This window comes from Brucella grignonensis, assembly GCF_002252505.1.
Lineage (GTDB): Bacteria > Pseudomonadota > Alphaproteobacteria > Rhizobiales > Rhizobiaceae > Brucella > Brucella grignonensis.
On the sequence record NZ_NNRL01000143.1, the window covers coordinates 118,289 to 129,150 of the forward strand.

The following is a 10,862-nucleotide window of genomic DNA, read 5'->3' on the forward strand; positions in this document are numbered from 1 at the left end:
TCAGTTTCCTTTCGCGGCGCTGCGCGCCTTGTCCCAGATGCCGCAGAGGCGCTCGAAGCGAGACGCCATGTCGGCGACAGCGGCTTCATCGGAGAGGTCACGCTTCATCCATGCTCGTGCCACGTCACCGAAGATCGTCCGGCCCACGGCAAAGCCCTTCACCAGTTCGAAGGCCGCGGCCACCTGGAACGACACGGACAGCTCAGCTTCCGGAGCATCGAGGCCGAGGACCACGATCCCGCGCGTGTTGCTGTCGTTACGCTCGATCGCGGCTATTGTGTTCTTCCATGCCGCAATCGTTTTCATCGGCTCGAGCTTCCACCAGTCGGGGTAGACGCCGATATCGTAGAACTGCTGGATCAAGACGGCGCTCGTGTCGTCGTCTACGGATGAAACCTTCGAGGGAATGATCTCCAGCAGGAATTCGAGGCCATTTCGACGCGAGGATTCATACAGCTTTTTGACAGTCTCTTCCTGGTTGGCACGCTGCTGGGCACTGTCCGACGGGTGGCAGAAGCAGAGGACCTTGACCACGTTGTCGCGAGCCCATTCTTCGAGGCCGCCGCAGTCGAGACCGAGTTCCGGCTCCAGCGTCAATGGCCGCGATCCCGGCCATTCGCAGGGACGACCGACCCAAAGCCCTGTGCCAGCAGCCGCATGCAATGCCCGCCGACCGATGCGGTTGTCGCATAGGATGCCGTATCCGGCTCTGCCATTCTGGACACGCTGCGCCGCCTGAAGGCAGAGAAGCTTGAAATCACCGCCGCGCTGCAATGTGTAGCCCGGCATTTCCTCCAGCTGCATACGATGATCGAAGGCGAAGACGTGCATGCTCGACCAGTCGCCGCTCCGGTTGGTCGACCAGTGGATTTGCTCCAACTCCTGGTCGTTGCGCAGGTCGGGGCGCTTCACGCCGCGCGTCAGGAAAAACTGGAGTTCCTTGAGACTGGGGTAAGCCGGCGTGCAGCCATGACGACTGACGGCGAATGCACCGCAGGCATTTGCGTATTCGAGCGCCTGCGGCCAGGTTTCGCCATCCAGCCAGCCTTTCAGGAGACCGGAGAAGAAACCATCCCCGGCGCCCAGCACGTTGAACACCTCGATCGGGAACCCGGGTCCCGACTGTGCAGCGTCGAGACTATCGGGCACCCAGTCTTCGATGGCAACTGCCCCCAAAGCTCCGCGTTTGCAGATCAAAGTTGCGTCGGAGGCATTGCGAACGGCCCGCAACGCATCGACGGTGTTGGTCGATCCGCCAGCAATATGGAATTCTTCCTCAGTGCCGACGATCAGATCGAAGAGATGCAACGTGGATTGCAGCTTGTCGGTCACAGCCCTGCTCTCGACGAACCTGCTTTCTCCGTCGCCATGTCCGGCCACACCCCAGAGGTTGGGACGATAGTCAATATCGAGCGCAGTCTTCACACCGTGCTTGCGGGCAAGCTTCAGCGCCTTCATCACTGCGGTTTCCGTACGTGGATGAGAAAGATGCGTCCCCGTCACTACCAGAGCTCGAGCGCTTGCAACAAAGTCTTCGTCAATGTCTTCTTCGGAAAGCGCCATGTCGGCACAGTTTTCCCGATAGAAGATCAACGGGAACTGGTTCTCGTCGCGGATGCCGAGAAGGACAAGGGCAGTCAGCCGCTCCGGATCAGTTGCGACGCCGCGTGTGTCGACGCCTTCGCGGGCAAGCTGTTCGCGGATGAACCGCCCCATGTGCTCGTTCCCGACGCGGGTGATGACGGCACTCTTCAGTCCAAGACGGGCGGCACCGCAGGCAATGTTGGTCGGGCTGCCACCGATGTATTTCCGAAACGACCCCATGTCTTCAAGGCGGCCGCCGACCTGAGCGCCATAGAGATCGACGGAGCTGCGTCCGATCGTGATCACATCCAGGTTCTTATTCATGAGCGTTTCCAATTTCTGCGAGGTTGACCGACCGCTATCTGTAAAGATCCGGTCGCGAGAGGAGTTTGATGCGCACGGCCTGGCCATCAGTCTCCTGCGCGCGAATGCAGGCATCGGCCGTTAAGGCCGCGACATAGCCGTCCCACGAGCTTGGTCCGGTGGCGGAGCCTGACGAGGCCGCATTGATGAAAGCCTGAAGCTCGACGTCGTAGCTTGCGACGAAGCGATCCTTCCAGTCGGTCAGGATCGTGGTCTGCAGCTTGGCATCCAGCCGCATTTGAATGGCCATGGGTTCGGGCAGCCGGGCAGTGCCTTCTTCGCCGACGACTTCGCACTGGATGTCGTAGCCGTAGTGGCAGTTGACGAAGATCTCGACGTCGATAACGGCGCCCTTGGCGGTTTCCAGCAGCACGATCTGAGGATCGCGCAGGTTCGCGTGGCTTCTGGCCGCAGCCCTTGGGAAGATCACCCGTGCGGAAACATAGTCATCGTCAAGCAACCAGCGAAGCACATCGATCTCGTGGATCAGCGTCTCGTGGATTGCCATCGGGGTTACATACTGATTGGGAACAGACTGGTTGCGGTGGGCAGCGTGCACCATGATCGGCGCGCCGATCTGCCGGATGGCGTTCTTCAGGGCCACGTACCCTTCGTCGTAGCGCCGCATGAAACCGATCTGTAGCAAACGCCTCCCGTGTGCCACTTCAGCGTCTACGACCCGTCGCGCCCCTTCCGCGGTATGGGCGAGCGGCTTCTCGCAGAAGCAGGGTTTTCCCGCAGCGATGACACGGAGCGCATAGTGTTCGTGGGTTGCCCCCAGAGATGTGATCAGAACGGCGTCCACATCGGCGGAATCGATTAGTTCTTCGCCTGTGTCGAAGACGATCGCATCGGGTGCGATGGACGATTTGACAGCTTCTGCCGAATGCCTGTGAACATCATTCAGCGCGACGATCTTCGCGCCAGCGAGAACCTGATTGATACGGCGAGCGTGGTCGCGTCCGATCGCGCCCGTTCCGATAACCCCGATGCGCAAGACCATCGCCAGGTGTCCTTATCCGTTTGCGGCCGATAATCGCGACCTTGAATTCGATCCGGCGGGAATGCCGTGGCCTTCCCGCCGTCGACAACTTTAAGCGATGCGAACGGGCTGCTTCTTCGAGACGGACTCGATTGCGCCGAGTGCGATAGCCAAAGCGTTACGTGCGTCGATGCCCGTCGGCGCGTTGCCGATACTGCCTTCGCGCACGGCGTTCACGAAGGAGGCGAGCTGCTCGGTGTAGCCCTGAACGAAGTGATCGGTGTCGCGGCGCCACGTATCATTGGAGACGCCGTCCTTGTCGAACAGCGTCATGCTGGAGCGGCGGACATCGCCCATGGAGACCATGCCACCGGAGCCGAAAACTTCGCCGCGGATGTCGTAGCCGTACATGGCGCAGAAGTTCGCCTCGGCGACTGCAATGGAACCGTTGTCGAAGCGGATGTTGACGACAGCCGTGTCGAGGAAGCCCTTCTCGCGAGCGTCTGGACGCACCAAGGCATCGGCCATGGCAAAGACTTCGACGGGCTTCGCACCGGGGTTCAGCCAAAGGAGCGTATCGAAGTCATGGATCAGCGTTTCGTAGAAGATGGTCCAGAGCGGGATCTTGTCCGGATCGGCGCCGAAGGGACCCGGATCGCGGGTGAGCGAGCGGATAAGCTGCACCGCACCGACCTTCCCCGCGTCGATGGCGGCACGGCCTTCGGCGAAAGCCTGGTCCCAGCGGCGGTTGAACCCCACCTGCAACGGCACGCCCGCAGCCTTGGCGGCGGCGATGCCGCGGTCGGCGTCTTCGAGCGTCAGTGCCATCGGCTTTTCGCAGAAGATCGCCTTGCCAGCTTCGGCGGCCTGCACCAGGACGTTGGTGTGGAAGCGAGCGGGGGTCGCGATGATCACGGCGTCGAGACCCGGCTGGGCGAGCATCTCGGCGACGTCGGTGTAGGATGCGTCGACGCCGAGCTTGTCTGCGAGTTTGGCGGCCGCGCTGGGTGCCGGGTCGGCGACAGCTACGAGTTCGGCGTCGACGATACGCTTGGCGAGGCTCTCGCCGTGGAAGGAGCCGATGCGGCCCGCACCGATGAGACCTACGTTGACAGTTTTGACCTTGGCCATGACTTGTGTCCTGTGAAGTGGATTAGAGAGTGAATGCTTCGCGGAAGGCGACGAGCGCGGCGTCGGAATCTCCGGCGGCCCACGCTTCCATTCCGATCGGGCCGGAATAACCCATGTTAGCGAGTGCCTCGGCGACACCCTTCCAGTTGACTTCGCCCGTGCCCGGCTCGCAGCGGCCCGGAACGTCCGCGACCTGGATCTCTCCGATCCACGGTAGCGACTTGCGGCACAGCTCGATCAGGTTCCCCTCACCAATCTGGGCGTGATAGAGGTCAAGGTTCAGCCTGAGGCGGGGATGGTTGATGTCGGAAACGAGAGCCAGCGTGTCTTCGGCGCGGCCGAACGGTACGCCCGGGTGGTCGACGGGCAAATTGAGGTTCTCGAGGGTGAAGACGACGTTTTCCTCTTCCGCCATATCGACGATCCGGCGGAGGGTGTCACGAGCCTTCAGCCACATTGCACCCGTTACAACCTCGATCGGCTGAACCGGAAGGCCGCGGTCGCCTAGACCAGTGCCATGCAGGTTGAGCCGCTGAACGCCCAGACGCTTGCCGACCTGCGCAGTCTCGCGAGCGGTCTTCAGCAATTGGTCGGCGCCCTCGTTGTCAGTAAGGCGACCCGTGAGGTAGCCGTTCATGATGGTGAAGGTCGCGCCAGTCGCCTCGAGCTTGGCGAGGTCGTGTTCCGGCCAGTTCCAGAGGCCGACACCGAAACCAAGCTCCTTCAGGCGCGACGCGCGCCATTCGATCGGCTTGTCCCGCCATAGCATTTCGGCGCATGCGGCGAGAGGAAACGGGGATTGATAGGCATGGCTCATTGGGATTTTCCCTGTTCAATGGGTATGAGTGTCCTGTGGCCGGCGCGTAAGCACCGGACCCAATTCGTGTGAGCTGAGAATTGTCAGATCGTTCCGCCGAGTTCCTCGGAGAGCGACTGAAGTTCCTTGCCGCCAGCCATCAAGTTTTGAAGGCCGTCAAGGTTGATCTCGTCCTTGGCGAACGTGCCGAGCGTTTTGCCGCGATTGAGCGCGGTGAAGCGATTACCCACGGCATACGCATGACGGACGTTATGGGTGATGAAGATCACACCCAGTCCGTTATTACGGACCTGATCGATGTACTTCAGCACCATCGAGGTCTGCGCCACACCCAGAGCGGATGTGGGTTCGTCAAGGATGAGAACTTTGGCCCCGAAATAAACCGCGCGGGCGATTGCCACGCATTGGCGCTCGCCGCCGGACAGTGTGCCGACCGCCTGACCCGGCTCGCGAACGTCGATGCCGATTTTGCGCATCTCCTCGCTCGTAACCCGGTCCGCGAATTCCATGTCCATGTATTTGAATGGGCCGAAGCCTTTAAGTGGCTCGCGACCCATGAAGAAATTGCGCGTCACAGACATCAGCGGGATCATCGCCAAATCCTGGTAGACAGTCGCAATTCCGGCATCAAGTGCCCCGCGTGGACCGTTAAAGGGGTGTGGCTTGCCCTCGATTAGGAAGTCCCCGGCGGTTGGTTTATACACGCCGGAAAGCGTGTTGATGAGGGTGCTCTTGCCAGCCCCGTTGTCGCCGAGAAGGCACAGAACCTCCCCTGCATACACACTCAGCGAGACGCCGTTGAGTGCAATGACGGAACCGAAATGCTTTACGAGGTTCTTTACCTCAACGATAGGCGTCTGGGTCGTGCTCATTACCGCTCCCCTGTCACGCGCTTGCGAATGATATTATTGAATATAACGGCGATCAGAAGCATTCCTCCGAGGAAAACGAGGTACCAGTCCTGGTCGATAGACGTGTAGGTCAGGCCGATCAGCACCATGCCAAACACAATAGAGCCGAAGAACGCCCCAATCGCTGAACCATAGCCGCCAGTCAGGAGACATCCGCCGATAACGGCCGCGATGATGGCTTCGAATTCTTTCTGGAAGCCGCGGCGCGCATCGGTCGAGCCTGCATCAAGGACCGTGAGGATCGCGACAAGCGTGGCGCACATGGCGGTGACGATGAAGAGGGTCGTCTTCACGCGAGCAACCGGGACACCCGACTTGCGGGCTGCCTTCGGATCGCCGCCGGATGCGAAGATCCAGTTACCGAACCGCGTACGCAGGAGAACCCAGGTGGCGAGCAACGCGATAAGGATGAACCACAGAATTTCAACCGGGATGCCGGGAACCTTCGGCGCGCCGTTCGGGAAGGTGTCAATAACTCCCATGCTTCCTAGCCACGAGAACAGGCCCGTGAAGGCATCGCCAGAAAATATCGGAGCAATCGGGCTGTCAACGACAGCTTCCTTCATGCCGCGAAGCTGGGTGGCGCCGCCGCTCGCCCACTTCAGTCCTACCAGGGTCAGACCACGGAGAATGAATAGGAATGCGAGCGTGACGATGAAGGACGGCAGACCTGTCCGCATGGTGAGCTGGGCATTGATGACACCAATGACCGCTGCGAATGCGAGCGCGATCAGGATAGCGACGCTTAGAGGAAGGTGAAGAACGACCAGAGCCGTGCCGAAGACAAGACCAGCGAACGCAACCATGGATCCGATAGACAGGTCAAATTCGCCTCCGATCATCAGAAGTGCCGCACCAATCGCAAGGATGCCAAGCTGGGCAGCAGGAGCCATGAAGTTAACCACGCCTGCCAGCGTGAACATGGCGGGGTTGGCAGTGAAGACGAAGAAGATCGTTACGAGAACCAGTCCTGCTACGGCGCCGAGTTCCGGACGGCGGGCGAGCGCGGTCATGGTTGAGACCTTCTTCAGGCGCTCGTCGGATCGGGAATTCTTCCCGTTCTGTTCGTTGGCCAGGGTCATGGTCGTACCTCAATATGAAGAGTTAGTCGTGCGCCATCATTATCCGTAAGACCGTATCGGGACCGGATTTCGGGCGATGATGGCGGCCCCAGCGGGAGTAGCCGGAGCCGCCGTGGGTCCGCTTAGCGGATACCCTGGGAGGATTTCTCGATCACCGAGGCCGCGGTCTCCTTCTCAACGAAGCTCGGGCCCGAGGCAACGTTGCCAGCCGGGATTGTGCCATAGCGGGCATTCAGAGCGAGGAAGGTGACAGGCAGGTAACCCTGCAGATAGGGCTGCTGGTCGACGGCGAAGAGCGCCTTGCCATCCGCAACGGCCTTCAGGAAGCCAGCCGAGAGGTCATAGGAGGCAACCTTGACCTTATCGCCGCTGCCCATCTTCTCGACAACGGCAACAGCGCGCTCGCCGACGAGCGGAGCAGACAGACCGAGAACCACGTCGATCGAAGGATCCGAGGTCAGGGCTGCCTGGATCTTGGATTCGATTTCGGATGGGTCAGTGGTCGTGGGTAGCACTGTAACCTTTCCGCCTTCGAACCCCTTCTCGGTGCCAGCGCAACGCTGATCGAGAGCGGCGTTGCCGACTTCCTGGTTAACGCAGAGCACATGTTTCAGGCCCAGCGACTTGAGCTTTGCGCCAACTTTCTCACCTGCAGGGAGCTCGTCCTGACCCACATGAAGCTTAATGCCAAGCCTCTCGGCTGCTGCGATGCCTGAATTCATTGAAATGACTGGGATCCCGGCTGCAACAGCTTTTTGGATCGCCGGGCCAAGTGCGTCCGGATCTGGATTGGAGATCACAATACCCGCAGGGCTCTGGTTGACGGCAGCCTCAATGAGCTGAGCCATCGCTACCATGTCAAAGGTTTCTGGAGCGCGGTAATCGACTCTGACGTTACTGTCTTTGCCTGCTTGCATCATCCCGTTCTTAACGACCGACCAAAATGGGTCGGATGCCTGTCCGTGGGTAACAGCGATAATGCTAAGCTGGTCCTGCGCTTTCACCCCTACCGACCATGCGCCAGCGATGCTAACGGCTATAGCTGCTGAAGCTAGCTTCTTCCAAAATATGTTCATGTTGTTCTCCTCCGTGTCGCGCCTTCCTCCAGACGCTAAAGTGAATGCTACCGGGTGCAAATTTGGTTGCTACCGGGTGCAAGCAGGTGCATCTTATGGAAGATTAATGTAAAGGCAAGACTTCATTTTAACAAAAGACGGAAAATGGAACTGTCGTTTCGGATTCTGTTGGAGGCGTAATGCGCAAGCGAGCAACAGCGAAACAGGTGGCGGAAGCTGCTGGAGTATCGAAGTGGACGGTCATCCGGGCATTCACGCCTGGCGCATCCATCACAGAAGAAAGCAAGCGAAAAGTCCTCGAGTCAGCAGCAGCCTTGAACTATTCTCCAAACCTACTGGCCCGAAGCTTGGCAACGAATTCGACGGGACAAATCGCGGTCTTCGTGGATGATTTCGCAAATCCGCAGAAATTACCCTTCCTCGAGACGTTAACGGAGCGCTTGCAAGCAGTCGGACTTGTCGCGATCCTTATCAACATTAATCACCATTTCAACCACGTTCATGCTCTTCTGCATGCTGACCAACGACAGGTGGATGCCGTGATTTTATTTGGCACCGCATTCCGCGATGAGACCTTGATCGATCGGCAACTGGGAAGCGGAGCTCCTCCTATGTTTGTCTTGGCGAGGGACAGTCAGATCGAGGGTGTTCCGGCCGTTGTTTGCGATGCTGAACTCGCGCTTAGCGAAATAGTAGATCATCTTCATAAGCAAGGCTACAACCGTCCAGGATTCATGAGCGGTGCACCTACTCTATCAACGGCCTTGCGGAGGGGAGAATACTTTAAGCGGTTTTGGCTCGAGAGAGGTATCAGCGACATAGAGATCCTCTCTGCGCCGAAATACAGTGCCGCAGCGGGGGCCGACACTATCAAGGATTACCTCTCGAATACGCCGGCAAAGGATCGGATTGATGTGTTGATGTGCGAGAACGACATCCTTGCTATGGGTGCAATGGACGAGATTCGCGGAAAGTTTAACCTTCGCATACCGGATGATATCGCAGTGGTCGGTTTCGACAATTATGAGCTGGGCGGTTCATCCGCATATTCCCTAACAACGTACGAGCAACCGCGCCAGGAAATGATTGACGTAATAATCGAAATGATCAGGGGTGAGATTGACGCGGAAACGGTCACGTTGCCGGGAAAATTGGTACGTCGGTCTTCAAGCTGATGGGGTCTTCGTGCGTGGAAACAAGAGGCGCTTCACGCACTTGAAGATAACCGATCCCATGAAATATTGAAACGGTTCCTGCAGCTGAACGGGACCGTATGGCGTCTTTACAAGGGTGAAGAACTCGTTGGCATACTTGCCTTATTGACGGGGATCGAAAGACGAGCGCCTGGGCCCGACGAAAGGACGTGAAAGTCGGCACCGGTGGTCGGCAGGTTGACCACGACCATACTGGGTTCCGAATTGCGCTTGTTCGATGGAGGGGCTTGCCCGTGCCGATCAAACCGGTGAAGGTGGGCCGGCGAGATCCGGGCTTTCGAGCATTCGCTGACCGAACCGAGCCGCGGCCCATGACAAGGGTCAGGACGCCTTTCGGCAGGCCGGCGCGGTGCAGGATATCAACGATCTCCAGCCGCAAGCTGGTACCGGATCGGCCGGCTTGAAGACGACCGTGTTCCCGTAACAGAGCGCCGGCGCGAACGTCCTTGAGGGGATGGCGATGGGGAAGTTCCACGGCGTTATGATGCCGATGACGCCGAGCGGCTAGCGGCTAGCGGGTGATTGACGCCGATATTCGGGCCAGCGGACGGCACGATTCCACCAGTCAGGCGCCGCGCTTCGCCGGCAAAGAGATCGAAGATTTGGGTAGCCCGGGTGACTTTCCAGATGGCTTTGGGAAGGCTCGTGCCTTCGTCGCGGGCGAGAAACGCACCGAGTTCTCCTTTAAGGGCAAGGATTCCGCTGGAAGCTTTTCGCAGGATCGCTTGACGCTCCAGGAAGGCAGACTTGGCAGCGGCGTTTCCATTCTTGGCACCTTCGGCGCTGCCTTGTCTTGTGCTTACGAGCAGGAAGAACTGCCACTTTTCGCCGACGGCACGATAACGCCGGATTGGCAACGCTCGCCCAAAGACAACCGACCTGTCGCGGCTGCCCTGACCTTGAATTAGCGTCGCTGCTTTGTCCGGCGGACACGCCGATCATACCATTCGCGGCTATCCGCCAAAGAACCACGACTAAAGCCGTATTGCGGCGACTTTCCGCGTTTTCTTGCCCGTCGGCCATCTGCTTAAGCTTGCCTTAAGGTTGGTGTTCGAGCGCTGAACCCCGTGTGCCTGCCGCAAGAGCTCAGGACGCGAGCGGGAGGGACAGCGCATGGTGACGATGGGACTATTATTGGCGTTGAGCTTCGCCGTATCGTTGCTGGCGCTTGCCTTTCTAATTTGGGCAATCAGCAACCGGCAGTTAAAGCTCGACCAGGAAGACGCCAAGGTCATCTTCGCCGAAGGCGATGAAGGCCATCTCGACAGTCCCGACGCCGAGCATTCAACTGCCAAGCGACATTACTTCGACACCGCCACCTCAGGCATTGACCGCATTTCGACCAAGCCCGTCACCGTGCTTCTGGTTGCTGCGACAGTCTGGCTGATTGTCGGCTCGACCTTCGGTCTAATCGCCTCGCTGAAACTGCACTGGCCGGACTGGCTGTCGGCCTACGCGCCGCTTACGTTCGGCCGCGTCCGCACCCTGCATCTCAACCTCGTCATCTACGGCTGGCTGTCGCAGATTGGCATCGCCTGCATGGTGTGGATCCTGCCGCGCATCTTTCACACGCCGCTGCGTGCACCGCAGCTGCCGATCATTGGTGCAGTTCTCTGGAACATTGCCGTCTGTCTGGGCGCGCTTGCGATCGCAAGCGGGTGGACCGATGGCGAAGAATGGCTTGAAATCCCCTGGCAGCTCG

10 protein-coding genes and 1 pseudogene are annotated in these 10,862 nt (G+C 59.2%); 2 read left to right on the plus strand and 9 right to left on the minus strand.

The window, feature by feature from the left end; genetic code table 11:
* From CEV33_RS02200 to CEV33_RS02230, 7 genes are all read right to left on the minus strand, one after another.
* Nucleotides 1-1,908: a bifunctional 5-dehydro-2-deoxygluconokinase/5-dehydro-2-deoxyphosphogluconate aldolase gene (locus CEV33_RS02200; RefSeq protein ID WP_094538833.1), complete on the minus strand. Its 1,908-nt coding sequence runs from the start codon at nucleotides 1,906-1,908 to the stop codon at nucleotides 1-3.
* A 34-nt stretch (nucleotides 1,909-1,942) separates the two neighbouring features.
* Entirely contained in the window at nucleotides 1,943-2,950 is a 1,008-nt protein-coding gene (locus CEV33_RS02205) for a Gfo/Idh/MocA family protein (RefSeq protein WP_094538834.1), read from the minus strand.
* Between the two features lie 90 nt (nucleotides 2,951-3,040).
* On the minus strand, nucleotides 3,041-4,060 hold the full coding sequence (locus tag CEV33_RS02210) for a Gfo/Idh/MocA family oxidoreductase (protein WP_094538835.1): 1,020 nt from the start codon (nucleotides 4,058-4,060) through the stop codon (nucleotides 3,041-3,043).
* Nucleotides 4,061-4,082: 22 nt separating this feature from the next.
* Nucleotides 4,083-4,877: a TIM barrel protein gene (locus CEV33_RS02215; RefSeq protein ID WP_094538836.1), complete on the minus strand. Its 795-nt coding sequence runs from the start codon at nucleotides 4,875-4,877 to the stop codon at nucleotides 4,083-4,085.
* An 83-nt stretch (nucleotides 4,878-4,960) separates the two neighbouring features.
* On the minus strand, nucleotides 4,961-5,749 hold the full coding sequence (locus CEV33_RS02220) for an ATP-binding cassette domain-containing protein (RefSeq protein WP_094538837.1): 789 nt from the start codon (nucleotides 5,747-5,749) through the stop codon (nucleotides 4,961-4,963).
* Nucleotides 5,749-6,870, minus strand: a complete 1,122-nt coding sequence (locus CEV33_RS02225; RefSeq protein WP_094538838.1) for an ABC transporter permease — start codon at nucleotides 6,868-6,870, stop codon at nucleotides 5,749-5,751. Before CEV33_RS02225 ends, CEV33_RS02220 begins: the two co-directional genes overlap by 1 nt.
* 122 nt (nucleotides 6,871-6,992) lie before the next feature.
* The gene (locus CEV33_RS02230) at nucleotides 6,993-7,946 is read right to left on the minus strand and encodes a sugar ABC transporter substrate-binding protein (protein ID WP_094538839.1); all 954 of its coding nucleotides are present in this window, start codon (nucleotides 7,944-7,946) and stop codon (nucleotides 6,993-6,995) included.
* 179 nt (nucleotides 7,947-8,125) lie between these two features.
* Here CEV33_RS02230 and CEV33_RS02235 point away from each other — a divergent pair, with 179 nt between their 5' ends.
* A complete protein-coding gene (locus CEV33_RS02235) occupies nucleotides 8,126-9,121 on the plus strand; it encodes a LacI family DNA-binding transcriptional regulator (RefSeq protein ID WP_094538840.1) in 996 nt (331 codons plus the stop codon).
* Here the strand turns inward: CEV33_RS02235 and CEV33_RS24665 are convergent.
* Together CEV33_RS24665 and CEV33_RS24765 are read right to left on the minus strand one after the other, a co-directional pair.
* A pseudogene (locus tag CEV33_RS24665) lies at nucleotides 9,081-9,652 on the minus strand (aldehyde dehydrogenase family protein). The gene CEV33_RS02235 and the pseudogene CEV33_RS24665 sit on opposite strands and share 41 nt — an antisense overlap.
* The gene (locus tag CEV33_RS24765; protein ID WP_374818253.1) at nucleotides 9,640-10,017 is read right to left on the minus strand and encodes an aldehyde dehydrogenase family protein; all 378 of its coding nucleotides are present in this window, start codon (nucleotides 10,015-10,017) and stop codon (nucleotides 9,640-9,642) included. The pseudogene CEV33_RS24665 and the gene CEV33_RS24765 overlap by 13 nt, the downstream one beginning before the upstream one ends.
* 256 nt (nucleotides 10,018-10,273) lie before the next feature.
* Here CEV33_RS24765 and CEV33_RS02245 point away from each other — a divergent pair.
* Nucleotides 10,274-10,862 (plus strand): cbb3-type cytochrome c oxidase subunit I (locus tag CEV33_RS02245; RefSeq protein WP_208620143.1); only part of this gene is annotated, 589 nt, incomplete at its 3' end.

What these genes read in the sequence shown, in the direction of transcription:
- CEV33_RS02225 (WP_094538838.1), bottom strand. Translation starts at nt 6,870, where the DNA reads ATGACCCTGGCCAACGAACAGAACGGGAAGAATTCCCGATCCGACGAG.
- CEV33_RS02230 (WP_094538839.1), bottom strand. Translation starts at nt 7,946, where the DNA reads ATGAACATATTTTGGAAGAAGCTAGCTTCAGCAGCTATAGCCGTTAGC.
- CEV33_RS02220 (WP_094538837.1), bottom strand. Translation starts at nt 5,749, where the DNA reads ATGAGCACGACCCAGACGCCTATCGTTGAGGTAAAGAACCTCGTAAAG.
- CEV33_RS02210 (WP_094538835.1), bottom strand. Translation starts at nt 4,060, where the DNA reads ATGGCCAAGGTCAAAACTGTCAACGTAGGTCTCATCGGTGCGGGCCGC.
- CEV33_RS02235 (WP_094538840.1), top strand. Translation starts at nt 8,126, where the DNA reads ATGCGCAAGCGAGCAACAGCGAAACAGGTGGCGGAAGCTGCTGGAGTA.
- CEV33_RS02215 (WP_094538836.1), bottom strand. Translation starts at nt 4,877, where the DNA reads ATGAGCCATGCCTATCAATCCCCGTTTCCTCTCGCCGCATGCGCCGAA.
- CEV33_RS02205 (WP_094538834.1), bottom strand. Translation starts at nt 2,950, where the DNA reads ATGGTCTTGCGCATCGGGGTTATCGGAACGGGCGCGATCGGACGCGAC.
- CEV33_RS02200 (WP_094538833.1), bottom strand. Translation starts at nt 1,908, where the DNA reads ATGAATAAGAACCTGGATGTGATCACGATCGGACGCAGCTCCGTCGAT.